This is a genomic window from Kribbella sp. NPDC055071, assembly GCF_053608045.1.
In genome coordinates this window covers 67572-84170 of sequence record NZ_JBSGUS010000017.1, presented here as the reverse complement: position 1 = coordinate 84170, position 16599 = coordinate 67572, and the positions used below count along the sequence as shown (strand labels likewise).

At 67.4% G+C, this 16599-nt stretch carries 18 protein-coding genes and 1 pseudogene; 6 read left to right on the top strand and 13 right to left on the bottom strand.

Annotated features, from left to right (window positions below):
* Window positions 1-38 precede the first annotated feature (38 nt).
* Window positions 39-530 (top strand): YajQ family cyclic di-GMP-binding protein, encoded by a 492-nt coding sequence (locus ACWF4Z_RS26715; RefSeq protein WP_452245893.1) that lies wholly within the window; start codon window positions 39-41, stop codon window positions 528-530.
* Window positions 531-628: 98 nt separating this feature from the next.
* A complete protein-coding gene (locus ACWF4Z_RS26710) occupies window positions 629-1567 on the top strand; it encodes a phosphotransferase enzyme family protein (protein WP_452245892.1) in 939 nt (312 codons plus the stop codon).
* Window positions 1568-1574: 7 nt separating this feature from the next.
* Here the strand turns inward: ACWF4Z_RS26710 and ACWF4Z_RS26705 are convergent, their stop codons facing one another.
* Window positions 1575-2798 carry a vanadium-dependent haloperoxidase gene (locus ACWF4Z_RS26705; RefSeq protein WP_452245891.1) on the bottom strand — a complete coding sequence of 408 codons (1224 nt, stop codon included), beginning with the start codon at window positions 2796-2798 and terminating at the stop codon, window positions 1575-1577.
* Window positions 2799-2923: 125 nt separating this feature from the next.
* On the opposite strand from ACWF4Z_RS26705, the gene ACWF4Z_RS26700 reads away from it, so the two are divergent.
* The gene (locus tag ACWF4Z_RS26700; protein ID WP_452245890.1) at window positions 2924-3673 is read left to right on the top strand and encodes a helix-turn-helix domain-containing protein; all 750 of its coding nucleotides are present in this window, start codon (window positions 2924-2926) and stop codon (window positions 3671-3673) included.
* 62 nt (window positions 3674-3735) lie between these two features.
* On the opposite strand, the gene ACWF4Z_RS26695 is transcribed toward ACWF4Z_RS26700, so the two are convergent.
* Window positions 3736-4515 carry a helix-turn-helix domain-containing protein gene (locus ACWF4Z_RS26695; RefSeq protein ID WP_452245889.1) on the bottom strand — a complete coding sequence of 260 codons (780 nt, stop codon included), beginning with the start codon at window positions 4513-4515 and terminating at the stop codon, window positions 3736-3738.
* Between the two features lie 100 nt (window positions 4516-4615).
* On the opposite strand from ACWF4Z_RS26695, the gene ACWF4Z_RS26690 reads away from it, so the two are divergent.
* Together ACWF4Z_RS26690 and ACWF4Z_RS26685 are read left to right on the top strand one after the other, a co-directional pair.
* Window positions 4616-5476, top strand: a complete 861-nt coding sequence (locus tag ACWF4Z_RS26690; protein WP_452245888.1) for a phytanoyl-CoA dioxygenase family protein — start codon at window positions 4616-4618, stop codon at window positions 5474-5476.
* Complete coding sequence (locus ACWF4Z_RS26685; protein WP_452245887.1) at window positions 5473-5766, top strand: hypothetical protein; 294 nt, start codon at window positions 5473-5475, stop codon at window positions 5764-5766. The genes ACWF4Z_RS26690 and ACWF4Z_RS26685 overlap by 4 nt, the downstream gene beginning before the upstream one ends.
* 111 nt (window positions 5767-5877) lie before the next feature.
* Here the strand turns inward: ACWF4Z_RS26685 and ACWF4Z_RS26680 are convergent, their stop codons facing one another.
* A complete protein-coding gene (locus ACWF4Z_RS26680) occupies window positions 5878-6891 on the bottom strand; it encodes a lactonase family protein (protein WP_452245886.1) in 1014 nt (337 codons plus the stop codon).
* Window positions 6892-6909: 18 nt separating this feature from the next.
* Entirely contained in the window at window positions 6910-7446 is a 537-nt protein-coding gene (locus ACWF4Z_RS26675) for a GNAT family N-acetyltransferase (protein WP_452245885.1), read from the bottom strand.
* 18 nt (window positions 7447-7464) lie between these two features.
* Between ACWF4Z_RS26675 and ACWF4Z_RS26670 the strand changes: the two genes are divergently transcribed.
* The gene (locus ACWF4Z_RS26670; protein WP_452245884.1) at window positions 7465-8325 is read left to right on the top strand and encodes an arylamine N-acetyltransferase family protein; all 861 of its coding nucleotides are present in this window, start codon (window positions 7465-7467) and stop codon (window positions 8323-8325) included.
* Here the strand turns inward: ACWF4Z_RS26670 and ACWF4Z_RS26665 are convergent.
* The 9 genes and pseudogenes from ACWF4Z_RS26665 to ACWF4Z_RS26625 form a co-directional block, all read right to left on the bottom strand.
* Window positions 8306-8599: a hypothetical protein gene (locus ACWF4Z_RS26665; RefSeq protein WP_452245883.1), complete on the bottom strand. Its 294-nt coding sequence runs from the start codon at window positions 8597-8599 to the stop codon at window positions 8306-8308. The genes ACWF4Z_RS26670 and ACWF4Z_RS26665 overlap by 20 nt on opposite strands.
* A 225-nt stretch (window positions 8600-8824) precedes the next feature.
* The gene (locus ACWF4Z_RS26660; protein WP_452245882.1) at window positions 8825-10276 is read right to left on the bottom strand and encodes an NADH-quinone oxidoreductase subunit N; all 1452 of its coding nucleotides are present in this window, start codon (window positions 10274-10276) and stop codon (window positions 8825-8827) included.
* The gene (locus tag ACWF4Z_RS26655; RefSeq protein ID WP_452245881.1) at window positions 10273-11832 is read right to left on the bottom strand and encodes a complex I subunit 4 family protein; all 1560 of its coding nucleotides are present in this window, start codon (window positions 11830-11832) and stop codon (window positions 10273-10275) included. The genes ACWF4Z_RS26660 and ACWF4Z_RS26655 overlap by 4 nt, the downstream gene beginning before the upstream one ends.
* Window positions 11829-13595 carry an NADH-quinone oxidoreductase subunit 5 family protein gene (locus tag ACWF4Z_RS26650; protein WP_452245880.1) on the bottom strand — a complete coding sequence of 589 codons (1767 nt, stop codon included), beginning with the start codon at window positions 13593-13595 and terminating at the stop codon, window positions 11829-11831. Before ACWF4Z_RS26650 ends, ACWF4Z_RS26655 begins: the two co-directional genes overlap by 4 nt.
* On the bottom strand, window positions 13592-13918 hold the full coding sequence (gene nuoK, locus ACWF4Z_RS26645; protein ID WP_452245879.1) for an NADH-quinone oxidoreductase subunit NuoK: 327 nt from the start codon (window positions 13916-13918) through the stop codon (window positions 13592-13594). Before nuoK ends, ACWF4Z_RS26650 begins: the two co-directional genes overlap by 4 nt.
* 1 nt (window position 13919) lies before the next feature.
* The gene (locus tag ACWF4Z_RS26640) at window positions 13920-14471 is read right to left on the bottom strand and encodes an NADH-quinone oxidoreductase subunit J family protein (RefSeq protein ID WP_452245878.1); all 552 of its coding nucleotides are present in this window, start codon (window positions 14469-14471) and stop codon (window positions 13920-13922) included.
* Between the two features lie 137 nt (window positions 14472-14608).
* Window positions 14609-14836: pseudogene (locus tag ACWF4Z_RS26635) on the bottom strand (4Fe-4S binding protein); the annotation flags it as partial.
* A 201-nt stretch (window positions 14837-15037) separates the two neighbouring features.
* Entirely contained in the window at window positions 15038-16252 is a 1215-nt protein-coding gene (locus tag ACWF4Z_RS26630) for an RNA polymerase sigma factor (RefSeq protein ID WP_452245877.1), read from the bottom strand.
* Window positions 16249-16593 carry a YciI family protein gene (locus ACWF4Z_RS26625; protein WP_452245876.1) on the bottom strand — a complete coding sequence of 115 codons (345 nt, stop codon included), beginning with the start codon at window positions 16591-16593 and terminating at the stop codon, window positions 16249-16251. Before ACWF4Z_RS26625 ends, ACWF4Z_RS26630 begins: the two co-directional genes overlap by 4 nt.
* Window positions 16594-16599 lie beyond the last annotated feature (6 nt).

Sequence of the window (16599 nt, the reverse complement as noted above, 5' to 3'; positions counted from 1 at the left end):
GAGGGTGCCCCTGACAGCAAATCGGAAAGGAACTGCCCATGGCTTCGGAGTCCTCCTTCGACATCGTGAACAAGGTCGACCGTCAGGAGGTGGACAACGCCGTGAACCAGGCGGCGAAGGAGATCAGCCAGCGGTTCGACTTCAAGAACGTGGACGCGGAGATCAAGTGGTCCGGTGAGTCGATCGACATGCAGGCCAACACCGAGGAGCGGGTGAGCGCCGTCCTCGACGTGTTCAAGGACAAGCTGGTCAAGCGGCAGATCTCACTCAAGGGACTCGAGGCGGACGAGCCCAAGTTGTCCGGGAAGATCTACAAGATCAACGCCACCATCGACGCCGGGATCACCCAGGAGAACGCGAAGAAGCTGTCAAAACTGATCCGCGACGAGGGCCCGAAGGGCGTCAAGGCGCAGATCCAGGGCGACGAGCTCCGCGTCACCAGCAAGAGCCGCGACGACCTGCAGGCCGTTCAGGCCCTGATCAAGGGCCAGGACCTCGAGTTCGCGGTCCAGTTCGTCAACTACCGCTGACCGCGGTCGCGCGGTGACCAGCAGCTTGACGTCGGACAGGTCGTCCGGCCCGGTAATCAGCTCGCGTAGGCGGCCGGTTGCCGGGCATGCTGGCGGGCGTGGGAGACACACTGCTGCGGCGCTGGTTGCTCGAGGACTTCGGGTTGGATGTGGTGGAGCTCTCACCGGTCGCCCACGGCGCAGACATCTCTGCGCAGGTCTGGAAGGCCGGTACAGCGACCAACACGTACGCCGTGAAATGGAGTGGCGCCGGCACCAACACAGGGCATCAGGTCGCGGCGTTTCTGGCGGACTGCGGGCTCAAAGAAGTCCCGGAGCTGATCCGGACCACAGAGGGCGGACTGTGGACGTTCCACGCGAAGAAGAAGCGACTGACGGTCACTCCGTGGATTGACGGCGTACGCGCGGCCGACACCGGACTCACGGTCGAGCAGTGGACGTCGTACGGCGCACTCCTCCGGCGAGTGCATGAGGCGGAGCTACCGCACCGGCTGCGGGACGCCCTCCCGAAGCACATCCCGATCGACGCACGGGTCTCGAAGACTGTCGACCAGCTGCAACAGCGTCTGACCGCTCCCGAGACCGAGCTTGAAGAGAACCTGGCCGCAGTCTGGGCGCAGTACGACGACACCATCACCACTTTGCTCACTATGACCCCGCCTGAGCCGGTCGGTCCGAGAGTGGTGTGCCATGGCGACCCGCACCTCGGCAACGTCCTCGTAGCTGACCAGCTGCACCTGATCGACTGGGACGACGTACTCCTCGCTCCCCGTGAGCAAGACCTCATGTTCATGCTGGGCGGCATGGGTGACGTCGGCCCCAGCACGCCGGCCGAGACGGAGGCGTTCCTGACCGGCTACGGCCCGCACACTCTCGACCACGAAGCCGTTCAGTACTACCGCCACGTCCGGGCCCGCGAAGACGTCGTCGGCTGGTCCGACCAGGTCATCACCGGCCCCCACAACGCCTACGCCCTGTCCGTGGTCAAAGGCATCCTCGAACACGGACTGGCGCCGCTAGCGGTCGGAGCCGGCTAGCAACCACCTAGTGGCGGGCTGCGATCCACCCAGCCACCTGAGTGCCCAGGGCCTCACCGTCCAGCATGGAATGGCGGAAGTGCAGCCCGGCCAGGATTCGAGCCTCCCGAACGTCACCGCGTACGGCGGCCAGGTTCGCGTACTCGCGGGTCGTCCCCGTGACCTGACTACTGATGGTCAGCGGCACCTCAGCAGTATGGAAGAACGCCTTCAGCGCCCCGGTCGCCGCAGCGGTGAAGCACGCATGACCGGACGGGTACTCCGGGTGGTTGACGTTCAGTAGCGACTGCCAAGTGGTGTCTGCCTGCGTACTCGGGTTGCCGTCGGTGTCGGCACGCTGGATCGCGTGGACCGGCCGCCAGGACCGGTAGTGGAACTTGGCATCCCAGCACGCGATGACTGCATCTCCGGCCGACACGTGGGCGAGTACAAGCATCTGCGCCGCCGCGGACAGCGAAAGGTGCCGGTCAGCCGCCAGCCGGAGGAACACCCGACTCCACTGCTGCGCGGTTTGCTCAGCCCAGAATCGAGCCGTCTCGGTCTGCTGAGCGGTCCGCGTCGTACTGTCCAGCCGGCCGACTGCGGCGACCTCTGCGACGTCCCGGGCATAGCGCTTGCTCGTCAGCGGGTCCGGACCGTCCGGGCGGAACTGTGCTCGGTAGCGCAGTGCCAGCGGCGTGACCTGCGTGAGCACGATGTCCACGGGTGGCGTCGGCAGCGTCGGCTCCCACACCCCTGGCCCAGCAGGACTCTGCACATAACCGACGACGTTGCCCAGCCCGTCTCCCGCGCGCCATGCGAGTACGGCGGCCGCCACCGACCGCCCCAACGCGATCCCATGCGTCTTCGCGCGACCATCCGGCACACCGGCCAGATAGTCCGCGTACGTACTCTCCAGCCCAGACGCCGGTACGCGAGCCCGCAGTACGTCGTACGTCGCGGTGGCGATCGCAGCTGCGGCAGACGCTTGCCGATCGGGACGTACGGCGAACTTGAACGGTCGGCCGTATCCCAAACCAGCCACCGTATCCGCGATCGCGATGTGCACGATCCCCAGCAACACCTCGGAACTGGCCGGTGGACGCCCAGCGACAATCGCCTGCGTCGCATAGGCACTCCAGTCGAGCACCGGCCGGGCATCAGTTCCGGAAGCGACCGACGGCGAGGTGAGACCCGCCAGCGCCAAAGCTCCAGCGGCAAGCACAGCAGCAGAACGAGACAGCAGTTTCATGAGACCCTTCCCCCTTCGAGAGACGCAGTCCACCCTCACAGCGGTCGATCGGCCCCGGCCATACGACGTTCGACGTATTCGCAAACCCCCGAAGCGGGCCTAGCCTGAAGTGGGAGGGGTACGTCATGACGAGGCAATTGACCGTCACCGAACGGGACCTGCGCCAACTGCTCGATGTCGTCGACCGGGGCCGGGACGCCGATCCTCAGGAGCTGTTCCCGCGTGCCCTCCTGCGGGCGCTCGCCGATCTCGTGCCGGCCGAGGACATCTCCTTCCAGCGATGCCGTCCGCTGGACCGTGAGTTCGTCGATCTCGAGGAGGGCCGCGCCGAGCCGGAGCCCGGGCTCGATGACGGTTGGGAGGACCTGTTCTGGCAGTGCTACTGGGACGGTGAAGCCTGCTGCCGACCACAGCTCACCGGCGACTACACCACGGCCTGGAAGCTGTCGGACTACTACCCGGGGCGGAAGCCCGCCGTCGTCGACGCGTGGCTGCGGCTGAACGGAATACGCGATGAGCTCGTCCTTCCGCTGCCACCCCGGGGCGCGGAGGATCGCCGGCTGCTGCTGTTCCGCCAGTCCGGGCACGACTTCACCGAACGGGAGCGTTTGCTGCTGGCGATGCTCCGCCCCCACATCATCGAGGTCCATCGCGCCCACGAGCGCCGTCGGGCCGGGATTCCCGACCTCACCAGCCGGCAGTTGCAGCTGCTCCGCCTGGTGGCGGACGGGCACAGCAACACCCAGATCGCCCATCGGCTGTTCGTTGCCGAAGGCACCGTTCGGAAGCACCTGGAGAACATCTACGAACGGCTCGGCGTCACCAGCCGTACCGCGGCCGTCGCGACCGTGTTCCCCCGCACCCACTCCGCCTAGGCGTGCCGCATCCAGACGTAGGGTTCGAGGCACACACCGCGATCGGCCGATGCTCGGAGTCGTCAGCCCGGCGTCGCCGGACCGGCCACCGCGTTACGGATCGCCCGGGGTGAGGCGCCCAGTTCCCGGTGGCAGGTTTTGTTGAAGGCCTGCAGGTCGGGGATGCCGACCGAGGCAGCCACCGCCGGGATCGAGAGCGTGGACGCGACGAGCAGGTGGCGGGCCCGGGCCATCCGGCGACTGCGGATGTAGGCGATCACCGTCCCGCCGGTCTCGAGGTGGAACAGCCGAGTGAGGTGATTGTGCGAGACCCCACCGACCCGTGCCAGCGCCGGAACGGCCAGCGGCTGGGCGAGGTTGGCCTCGATGTAGGCGATCGCGGTCGCGACCGCCGGGTGACCGGTCTCCGGGGTGGCTGCGGTCAGCTCGACGATCCGCCAGAGCGCGGCCCACACCTCGGCGGTCGTCCGAGCCGATCCTGACGGCGACGCCTCGAGCGCCGACCGCAGCAGACCGGACAGTACGGGCGCAGCCGCGCCGGCGTCCTGTACGACGGGGACGGAAGACGGCTCGCCCGTGACGCGAGGCCGGAAGTGCACGTACAGGTGTTCAGATCGGCCCCGGTAGTCAAACTGCACCTGCTCCCCGGCCGGTGTCAGCGACACATACCCCGGCGCGACCGGGTACGTCGTACCGAGAAGCGTCAGCTCGGCCGAGTAGTTGTACAGGTGCAGCTGCCACAGGTCCGGCAGCCGGAACACATCCCGCGGCCGCCGGACGCCGTGGATCCCGGCGCCGACGTTCACCACCTCCGGCGGCTGCGCCAGATGCAACGAGAGCATGGGGAGAAATTACCACTAGTGGTGATCACAACCCACGCATTCCAACGTGGAACCCACCTAGCCTGGAGGAGTAGTAACCACTACCCCGAGAGGGAGACTCATGCCCCATCCGCATCGCAAGAACCTGCTCACCTCGGTTCAGATGGCGCATTTCGTGGCCACCGGAGCTCTCCGGATGGACGCCGTCGTTCCGGACGAGATGAACCAGCAGGCGATCGAGGTCCTGAAGGCCGGCATCCCGGCGGTTCCGTACGGGACGCCGTTGTCGGAGGCCTTCGTGGAGAGCGAATTCGTCGAGCGGCTGGTGCAGCTGCCCGAGGTCGCCGGCGCGATCCACAGCCTGGTCGGCCCCGAGCCGACCGTCGACCACCACGCCGTGCACATCCGCAAGGCCAACGAGGGTGAGGCGCAGAACCTGCACGGCGACGCGATCATCGACGTACGGCCGGACGCGTTCGACGTCCAGCTCATGTACTACCCGCAGGACGTCACGCTCGAGATGGGCGGCACGCTGAGCGTCCCCGGCAGCCACCTGCGCAAGACCAACGAGTCCGACACCGGCCGCTACCAGAACCTGCTCGGCCAGACCCGGCTCGTCTGCCCGGCCGGCACCGTCCAGTTCCTGCACCACGGCATCTGGCACGGCGGCCGCAAGAACGACAGCACCATCGACCGCTACATGTTCAAGATCCGCTTCAACCCGACGGTGCGTCAGGTCCGGCTGTGGGACCTCGAGGACCTGTACGACGACGAGGTCGCGCGCGAGCTGGACCAGTCGTTCCCCTGGTACGAGAACGCGACCGGCCGGCTGGAGAAGTACAACCGGATCAAGCTGTGGCAGGCACTGACCGGCGACGACACCTACGACCCGGAGTACTGGGTCACGCGGGTCTCGAACCGCCCGCAGCGCGTCATCGCCCAGCGCAGCCTCAACCCGCACGCGAAGAAGGAGATCGCATGACCGCCTCCGTTGAAGCCCCGCAGACGACGGTCCGCCAGCAGGTCCTCGTCCTGTACCTGGCCTCGTCCGCACTCGACGCACGCGTGGTCGGATGGTCGACGTACGACGGAACCGGTGAGTCCCACCCGACCACGGGTGACAGCGACGAGCCGCCGTACGCGACCGGTCTTGACGCGCTGAAGGACGGGTGGCGTCTGTTCCAGGCTGCGCAACTGCTGCCGCCGCAGCCGGGGCACGAGTACGACGTCTCGTTCCTCAAGCACGAGTTCTTCTTCGAAAAGCTCGTCTGAGGCGGACCTGCGCCACTTACCAACCTCCGCGACCTGCTCGCGGTCGGCACACGCTGAGCGTGCCGTCTGCGAGTTCCTCGCGGTTGGTGAGTGGTGCAGGTCCGGCTGTCGTCAGGCCGGTACGACGCAGGTCGGCTTCGGCCAGGTGGCCGGATCGCCTTCCTGGGTGAGGCGGCCGTCGGTGATGGTGAAGGTCGCGATCCCGTCGGAGCGTTCGTTCGCGGCGTACAGCTGGGTGCCGTCGTTGCTGAAGGCAAGGTGTCGCGGCCAGTCGCCACCGGAGCCGATGGTCTGCACCAGCTCGACCGACAGTCCGTCGGACGAGGTCGAGAAGACCGCGATCGAGTTGTCGCCGCGGTTCGACCCGTACAGGTACCGGCCGTCGGCCGAGATCAGCAGCTCGGCCGGGTAGTTCTCACCCGGCGCGTCGGCCGGCCGGGTCGACACGGTCTGTGCGATCTGCAGCTTCCCGTCCGCGTAGCCGCACACGCTCAGTGTCGAGTCCAGCTCGTTGATCACGTACGCCGCGCCCACCTCGGGGTGGAACACCATGTGTCGTGGCCCAGCACCCGGATGGATGTGCAGCCGGTCGACCTCCTCCAACTGGCCGTCCTCGGTCAGCGTCGACGAGTAGACCGTGTCGGAGCCCAGATCGATGTCGAACACGTACGCACCGGCCGGATCGAACGCGATCTGGTGAGCGTGCGGTCCCTCCTGGCGATCCGCGTTCGGCCCGGTGCCCGCACGCTGCAGGAACTGGGTCGCCGTACCGAGCGAGCCGTCCGCACCGATCGGGTGGATCGCCACGGAACCCGAGGTGTAGTTGGCCGAGAGCAAGTACCTCCCGGACGGGTCGATGTCCAGGTGACAGGGAGCGGCGCCACCAGTTGGCTGGCTGTTGAGGAACTGCAACCCGCCGTCCGAGTGGATCGCGAACGCCGCAACCTGGCCCTCGTCCCCCTCCTCGGTGGCGTACAGGAACCGCCCGTCCGCGGACCGGACCAGGAACGACGGGTCCGCGAGCGTCGCCGCCAACTCGACGCCATCCACCGGACCGAACCCGATCCCGTCCCCGCCGCCCGGCTGGGTGGTGTAGCCCCCGACATAGATCCGCTCAGAAGTCATAGGCCCTACCCTGCCAGGTCATTGACCGGTGGGCACTCCCCTGTCCAGTCCGTAGAGCGCCGAACCCCACCCGAGATCAGCCACGAGAACCTGCCACCCCAACCGGCGGTACAGCCTTGGTGCCGTACGGTCATCGACGTACGTCGTCAGCAGCGCCCGACGATGCGGCAAGCCCGACATCAGCGCCTCCATCAATGCGGTCCCGAGCCCACGCCCTTGTGCGTCTGGCACCACGGCGAGCTCGACGACCTCGAAGTGCCCGCCGATCCACTCCGCTGCCAACTCCGGGCTGATCGTGGCCGCAACCCGGTCCGACCACCACTGTCCAGGCCACCCGGTGAACCCGTAGGCGAACCCGACGATCCTCCCGTCCACAGTGGCTGAAACGAGCCTGAAGTCGTCGCGCGGGGCGTGCGTCGGCAGCTGCTCGGTGGCGAACCGCTCGGCGTCGGCGTTCTCGTCGTTGTAGCCGGGAGCGGAGAAGGCCGCGAAGAACACGCCGCCCAGCTCGGGCGCAACCTCGAGCGCTGCAGCTCCGTCGAGTACCTGGATCACGTCGCTTAGCCTAGGCCGATGGAGACTGAGGCGTTTCTGCGACGGATCGGGATCAGTTCGTACGACGGTCCGCCTAGCCTGGAGGGGTTGTCCCAGCTGCACGAGGCGTTCGTCGACCAGGTGCCCTACGAGACCGTGCAGTACCAGCTGACTCCTGGTGGTCCGCTCGAACCGGAGGAGTCGGCGCAGCGGATCATCGCGCGCGAGGCCGGCGGCTACTGCTTCCAGCTGAACGGGGCGTTCTCGCTCCTGCTCACCCAGCTCGGCTATCGGGTGAACATGCATCGCGGCGGCGCGCAGACGCCCAACCGTGCCGGCGACGTCGACGCCAGCCACATGGTTCTTACGGTCAGCGGGCTGGTTGAGGACCCTGGTCGTCTGTGGATGGTCGACGCCGGGTTGGGCGAGTCTCTGGTGCGCCCGCTACCGCTGGAGGAGGGCACCGCGTACCAGGAGCCGTTCGACCTGAGGTTGCGCCCGTCCGAGAAGGTCGATGGCTGGCGGCTGGATCACGATCCCCGCAGCAGCCTGATCGGCATGGACTTCGAAGCCGCGCGGGTCGGACTGGATGCCTTCGCCGAGCAGCACGCGAATCTCTCGACCAGCCCGGCTTCCCCGTTCCGTCGGGTGGCATCCGCGTTCCGCCGCCGACCGACGTCGATGGCCGTACTGCGTTCGGTGGGCCTGACGGAGACGTACGCCGACCGGATCGACAACTCGATCATCGAGACACAGGCGGACTACTTCGCCGTACTCGCGGATGTCTTTTTGCTCCCGCTGACCCACCTGGACGCGGCGCAGCACGACCAGCTGTGGCGTCGCGTGTGGTCGCAGTACGAGGACTTCCTGGCTCGGACCGCTAGCCAGTCGTCAGAATGAGAATGGCGGTGTCGCCATCCGCCGCCTTGAGGGTTGCGCTGTGGGTCGGACCGCCATCGCTCCAGCTACTGAACCCGGTGCCGCTCATGCTCACGTAGCCGGTGGCGAACGTCAGCTTCAACGTGCCCTTCACGACGGTGGCGCGGATCTTCTTGCCCTGGAGGGTGAAGTTGGCCGCCTTGCGAATCAGGACCTCGCACTTGCCGTCGTTGCAGGACTTGTAGTTCTGCCCGTCCTTCGCCGTCGGGAACGGGGAACTGGACGGGGGGCTCACGGTCCCAGCCGGCGGCGTCGCAGGCGGCAGCGTCCCAACCGACGGGGTCAAGGGCGGTGTCGCCGGCAGACTCGTGTCAGAAGCTGACGGCGTGGTCGAAGTGCCGGTGGGCGACTTGGACGCGTCCGTGGAGCTGCCACAGGCAGCCAGCGTCGACAACAGTGTCACTGCGATGAGTCGTCGGGCGATCACACCTCGCACGGTAGCGACCAATCGGACCACTGGTCAGGTAGCCAGGCCGAACAAGATGCTCGGCAGGACCGAGACCACGCCGGCAACGGCGGCGCACAGCGCGATCATCGCCACCGCCGGTGACTCGATGTCGACGGAGAAGGGATCGTCGGCAGGGAGCCGGAAAAGCTCGGCTACCCAGCGCAAATAGACCGCCAGACCGATCATCACGTTGATTGCCATCACAATCGCCAGCCAACCCAGGTGCGCGTCGATGACCGCCTGGAACGCGGCGAACTTCGTGAACAAGCCGGCCAGCCCAGGTGGCAGACCGGCGAGCACGACGAGGAAGAAGATCAGCGCGGCGGCCAGCCCGGGCTCGGAACGCACCATGCCGCGGTAGTCCGACAGCAACCCACCTGACCGATGCCGCTGCACGACAGCGACCGCTCCGAAGGCTCCCAGCGTGACCACGACGTACGCCGCCAAATACCCGACGACTGCCTGAGCATCGCCGACCGCGAGTGGCGCGAGCAGGAACCCGACCTGGCCGATCGACGACCACGCCAGCAGCCGCACGGCCTCGACCTGGCGCAGTGCGGCCAGGTTGCCGATCGTCATCGTGACGGCCGCGAGAATGGCGATGACCGTCCGCAGCTGTGAGCCGTCCGGCGCGATCCCGCTCGTCACGAGGACGAGCAGACCCGCGACGCCGGCCGACTTCGACACGACCGCGAGGAACGCCGTGACCTCGACCGGAGCACCGACGTACGTGTCCGGAAGCCAAGCGTGGAACGGAACGGCCGCGATCTTGAACGCGAAACCGACGATCACGAACAGCCCGGCCGCGAACGCGACCCGGCTCAGGTCCGGGTCCAGCCCGGTCAGCCGGTTCGCGATCGTGGACAGGTAGAGCGACCCGGTCACGCCGTACAGGTAGGAAACCCCGAACAGCATCACCGCGGTCGACAGCACCGAGACCAGGAACGCCTTCAGCGCGCCCTCAGATCCGCGCCGGTCCCGTCGCAGCGCCACCATCGCGAAGCTCGGCAGCGAGACGACCTCCAGCCCGATCACCATCGTGGCCAGATCCCGCGCTCCGGCGAGCACGGTCGCACCGACCAGCGCACTCAGCAGGAGGAAGTGGTACTCACCGATCGGAATGTCCGACGCGAGCAGCTTGTACGCCGACAGCCCGACGACTCCGAGTCCGCCGATCAGCAACACCGCCCACAACCCGGCGGTCAACGGCTCGAACACCAGACTGCATTGAGCCGGCCCCTCAACCGCCGGCTGACAGAACGCCGGTTTGAAGTCGTCCCGCTGCGCCCACACGAACACCAGTCCGAAGAGGATCACCACTCCGGTAACCACCGTGATCACCGTATGGCGAAGCTGCCGCGGTGCACTCCGCCAGAAACTGTCGATCAGCAACACGGCGACGGCGCCGATGGCCAGCACGAGCGGTACGGCGATGGCCTGCCAGTCGGTCCAGGTGATCGTCATAGGAACGCCCATTGGTTGAGCAGGGTGAACGGCCAGAGGCCGAGGAGCACCGTGAGCACGATCAACGGCGCCCAGGTGATCAGCTCGATCCGACTCAGGTCGACAGCGAACGCGGCGGCCGGCCACTCGGCGGGGTCACCCTGGCAGAGCTGGCGAATCAGCCGGAGGAAGTACGCGGCGGTCAGCACGGCACCGAGCCCGGCGATCACCATCAAGATCACAAAGGTTGTCCGAGGCAACCAATCGGCCGGATGGTAGGCGCCGAGCAGAACCAGCATCTCGCCCCAGAACCCGGCCAGCCCCGGCAGACCGAGTGACGCCAGCGCGGCGAAGGTGAGCAGTCCGCTGATCCTCGGCAGGCGGGCATACAACGCGCGGCCGATCGCCCGCAGGTCGCTGGTGTCGTGCCGGTCCTTGATCGCCCCGGCGAGGAAGAACAGCAGGCCGGTGATGATTCCGTGCGCGAGGTTCGCGTACAGCGCGCCGTTCAGGCCTTCCGGCGACATCGTCGCGATGCCGAGCCCGATGAACCCCATGTGCCCGACGCTCGAGTACGCGATCAGGCGCTTCACGTCCGTCTGGGCCAAACAGGCCAGTGATCCCGCGATGATCGCGACCGTCGAGAAACCCGCCAGGTACGGCGCGATCGTGGCGGTCGCGTCGGGCAGGACCGGGAGCAGGACGCGGATCATGCCGTAGCTGCCGAGCTTCAGCAGGACCCCGGCCAGCAGCACCGACCCGATCGTCGGCGCCTTGGCGTGGGCGTCGGGCAACCAGATGTGCAGTGGCCAGAGCGGCATCTTCACAGCAAGCCCGACCGCGATCAGGACCGCGGCCGCCAGTGGTATCCCGTGACCACCCTTGATCGGATGCTCCCCGAGGAACACCAGGTCGAACGTCCCCGCCTGCCGATGGATCAGCAGGAACCCCAGCAGCATCAACGCCGAACCGAACACCGTCATCAGCACAAACGTGGTCGCCGCGCGTTTACGCCCTGCGCGGTCGTGATCGTCGCCCCAGATGTCGATCACGAGCCACATCGGGATCAGCACGACCTCGAAGAACACGAAGAACAGCACGAGGTCGGCGGCGGAGAACGTCCCGATCACACCGGTCTCGATCAGCAGCAGGAGCGCGATCAGCGACCGGGTCCTCCCGATCCGAGGCGTGATCCGTAGCGAGTAGATGCAGCAGAGGAAGACCAGCAGCGCTGTCAGGGCAATCAGTGGCATCGAGATGCCGTCGATCGCGACGTGGAATCGGACATCCAGCGTCGGGATCCAGGACACGTCGGTATCGGCGTACGGCAGCAACCTGCCCGGCAGTGTCCGCGAATGCAGACCAAACGTATCGACGAACTCGGACGTGTACGTGCACGGGCAATGCGGGCGACGTAGATCCCACCAGAGCACGATCGAGCCGACCAGGATCAGCCCGGACACCACGCTCCCGGCGATCGCCGCAACCTTGTCACCAAGCCCAGCGGGCAAGGCCCATAAAGCGGCAGCAGCCAGAGCCGGCACCGCTATCAAGGCGATCAACAGCCACTGGCTCATGACCCGATCACCCCCGCCAAGATCGCGAGCGCGACCACACCGACCACCGCAGCGGTCAGATACGTCTGCACGTTCCCCGTCTGCAGCTTCCGCAACCCAGCGGACGCCAGCACCCCGGCTCGCCCAGTCGCCCGTACGTAGCCGCCGATCACGTCGCGATCGCCGCCCACGACCAGCTTGGCGAGCCACTCCACGGGCACGACGAACAACCGCTGGTACGCCGAGTCCACGCCGTACTCACGTTCCAGCACAACGGGCCGTGGATCCGCACCCCGGTGCCACAGCGAGTACGCCGGGAGCCCGCCGAACAAAGCCAGCACAGTCGTCACCAAAGCGATCGGCCAGTTGACGTGGACACCGTCGGTGTAGCCGAGCGCGATGGCACCCACAGCGAGCAGGACCATCGGCGCGAGCATCAGCCAGGAACCTTCACGCAGCCTGGAGGTGTCCGGCCCATCCAGATCCGCCATCTGGTCGTCGTCCTCGAACGCCCCGAGCGCACCTGCCAGTGCCGGCGTCCGGAAGAAGACCCACAGCCACAGGCGCACGCAGTAGAAGGCGGTCATGGCCGCGGTCAGGCAGACCGAGACGAGCACGACCCAGCCGACGGCGGAGCCGTCCCGCGCGTGATCCCAGGCGGCTTCGACCACGGAGTCCTTGGAGAAGAATCCGGCGAAGCCAGGCACCCCGGCCAGCGCGGCGAGACCGATCGTCATCGTCACGAAGGTGACCGGCATCCGTTTCCGCAGCGCGCCGCGCCGGGTATAGCGGCGGAGCACGACGAACGCGGCGCTGCCGACCTGATGGAGCAAGACACCGGCGGCGAGGAAGAGCAGGCCCTTGAAGGCCGCGTGCGTCATCAGATGAAACAGCGCCGCGTGGCGACCGTCGTGGGTCCCGAGCGAAAGCCCCGCGAACATGATCGCCAACTGACTCACGGTCGACCAGGCGAGGACGCGTTTCACTTCCACCGCGGCCATCGCACACGAGGCGGCGAACAGCATCGTCACGCAAGCCACCACGGCCAGCACAGTGAGGGTGGCCTCGGCCTCGACGAACAGGTCGAACAGGCGGGCGATCAGGAAGACGCCCGCGGCAACCATCGTCGCGGCGTGGATCAAGGCGCTCACCGGGCTCGGGCCGGGCATCGCGTCCGGAAGCCAGACCTGCAACGGGACCTGCGCGGACTTGCCGACGACGCCGACCAGCAACAGGATCGTCCCGAGCGTCAAGGTATGCGGCTCGATCGGTCCGCTGCCGAGCTCCGAGATTCGTCCCGTGTGATACCCGACGCTGAGCACGAAGATCCCGAACAGGAAGCCGACATCGGCCAGTCTGGTGATCAGGAACGCCTTCATCGCGCCGGCACGGGCCTCGCGACGCTCCCAGTAGTGACCGATCAGCAGGTACGAGCAGGCGCCCATCACCTCCCAGCCGATCAGCAGCAGGAAGAGATTGTCCGAGATGACGACCGTCACCATCGCCGCGGTGAAGAGCGTAACCAAAGCCGTGTACGACGCGACGCGCTCGCGCACGTAGCCGAGTGAGTAGACCTGGACGCAGGTCGAGACGACACCGACGACCGCGAGCATCAGGACGGTCAGGCCATCGGTGCGGAACTCGTAGGCGAACCAGAAGTCCTCGCCGATCATGGCTCCGCCGGCCGACGTCGTCTGCGGATCGACGCCGTACAGCAGGGCGGCGGCCAGGACGACGAGCAGGGAGAAGCCGACGCCGATCACCCGCCAGGCGGTGGCGATCATGCGGCCTGCTCCGGCTCTTGCTCGCGCAGGTCGCGGGCCGCGTCGGCGTCGACCGTGCCGTGGCTGCGGAAGAGCAGCAGCACGATCGCGAGGCCGAGCCCGATCTCCGCGGCCGCCAGCGTGATCACGAAGACCGACAGGGTTTGGCCGGTGGCGAGGCCGTCGACGTGCCAGGCGTCGAAGGCGACGAGGTTGAGGTTGACCGCGTTCAGCATCAGCTCGAACGACATCAGCAGCATGATCGCGTTGCGTCGCGCGAGCACGCCGTACACACCGATGCAGAAGAGTGCGACCGCCAACAACAGCGGCAGGATCAGCGGCATCTCACTCCTCCTTCCCCGAGGAGGACACCGTGCCAGAGCCTTCCGACAGTTTCTGCTCGGCCGACGCGTGGGCCCTTTGGGACAAGGCGATCGCGGCGATCAGCGCGGCGAGCAGGAGGACGGAGAGGACCTCGAAGGGCAGCACCCAGGTCTTGAAGACCGCCGTACCGACGGCGTTCGCGGAGCCGTCCGGGACGGGCTTGAGCTTCTCGTTGCCAAAGGCAAGCACTATGCCGGTACCGAGGATCAGCGCCAGGACCGCCGCGACCACCGCCGCGAACGGGCTGCGGCCGCTGGTCAGGCCGGGCAACGGATTCGTCGGCGCCTTGGTCAGCATCAGCGCGAAGAGGACGAGGACGACGATCGCGCCGACGTACACGAGAATCTGCACCAGGGCGACGAACTCCGCGTGCAGTGCGCCGAAGCAACCCGCGACGGCGCCGAGGGCAACGACCAGCCAGAGCGCGGCGTGCACGATCCGCCGGGACGTGACGACAAACACCGCCGCCACGATCGCCACCGCACCGGCGATCGAGAAGAGCGCTGTGGTCACTCCTCACTCCCCGGTTCGGTCACCGCCGGGCCCGGGTCGATCGGCTGCGGCGCGGGAACCGTCCACATCCAGTCGCGCAGGCGGTCCTTCTCGTGGGTCAGGTTGCGGAGGTCGGTCTCGGCGTACTCGAACTCCGGCGACCAGAAGAGGGCGTCGAACGGGCAGGCCTCGATGCAGATCCCGCAGTACATGCACAGGCTGAAGTCGATCGCGAACCGGTCCAGCACGTTCCGGCTGCGCTCGCGCGCCTGCTCACCGACCGACGGCGCGGTCTCGGTGTGGGAGTCGATGTAGATGCACCAGCTCGGGCACTCCCGGGCGCACAGCATGCAGGAGGTGCAGTTCTCCTCCAGCAGCGCGATCACGCCCCGGCTGCGCGGCGGCAGCTCGGGCTGGACATCCGGGTACTGCTCGGTGACGGACCGGCGGGCGAGCGTTTTGGCCGTAACCTTCAGCCCCTCGACCAGCCCCTTGCCAGGTAACGCCACGCTCCCACCTCCCGTCAGGACAACCCTTGCTTGCAGGAGACTAGTCGGTTCGGGCCCGATCCGGTGCGACCCGGCAGGTCAGAGTTCGCGCTCGAGCGCCTCGAGTTTGGTCCGGAGGTGGGTTTGTTCGGGCTTGGTCGGGGCCAGTGCCAGGGCGGCTTGGTAGGCGGCCTGGGCCTCGGTGGGGCGGTTGAGGGTGGTCAAGAGGTCTGCGCGGATGGCGTGGAACAGGTAGTAGGTGTTGAGGTTCAGGGTGTCCACCAGGGCCAGGGCTGCGGCTGGGCCGTCCACCTCGGCTACGGCGACGGCTCGGTTGAGCGCGACAACGGGTGTCGGCTCCAGGGTCAGCAGGTGGTCGTAGAGCTGGACGATCTGGTGCCAGTCGGTGTCTGCGGCAGTGGGGGCGTCGGTGTGTACGGCGTTGATGGCGGCCTGGAGCTGGTACGGACCAGGCTGGTTCCGGCGGAGGCAACGGCGTACCAGGTCTTGCCCCTCGCTGATCAGGGCACGGTCCCAGCGGGTGCGGTCCTGGTCGGCCAGGCGAACCAGCGAGCCGTCGGCACCGACGCGGGTCGGGCGGCGGGAGTGTTGGAGGAGCATGAGGGCGAGCAGACCGACGGCTTCGGGCTCGTCGGGCATCAGCTCGACCAGCAGGCGGCCGAGGCGGATCGCCTCCAGGGAGAGCTCGTCGCGGACGAGACTGTCGCCGGACGACGCGGCGTACCCCTCGTTGAAGATCAGGTAGACGACGGCCAGTACGCCGCGGACCCGCTCGGGCGGATCGGCTTCGGTCGGGACCCGGTACGGGATGCCGGCCGCGCGGATCTTCGCCTTGGCCCGGACCAGGCGCTGGGCCATCGTCGCCTCCGGGACGAGGAACGCGCGGGCGATCTCGGGCGTGGTCAGCCCGCCGAGCATCCGCAGGGTGAGCGCGACGCGGACGTTCAGCGCGAGGGCCGGGTGACAGCAGGTGAAGATCAGCCGGAGGCGGTCGTCGTGCACCGGGCCCTCCTCGACTGGTTCGTCCTCGGCGCGCAGCAGCGCAGCCTGGGCCTGCTTGTCCGCGCGCTTCTCCTCGCGCCGGAGGCGGTCGATCGCGCGGTTGCGGGCGGTGGTGATGATCCAGCCCGCCGGACTCGGAGGTACGCCGGTCGCCGGCCACTTCTCGATCGCCGTGGCGAACGCATCCTGCACCGCGTCCTCGGCGATCTCGAGATCACCGAACACCCGGGTCAACACCGCCACCGCTCGACCGTGCTCGGCCCGGAACACCCCGGCAATGTCAGGGGTCACGACTGAGACGGCCGCACCTCGACCGACAACGGCTTGAGCACAAGAGCCAACCGCCGCGCCCACCCGAGCGCCGCATCCAGATCCTCGACCTCGATCACCGTGAACCCACCAAGGTGTTCCTTCCCCTCGGTAAACGGCCCGTCCGTCACCAACACCTCATCATCCCGAGCCTGCACCACGGTCGCAGCCTCCGCCGGATGCAACCCCACCGCAAACACCCAAACCCCAGCCGCCTTCATCTCCTCGGTCAGAGCCCGCAGCTCACCCATAATCCCCTCCAACACCTCAGGCGCAGGCGGAGGCCCATCCGGCTGATAAATACCGAGCACGTACTGCGTCATCACAAC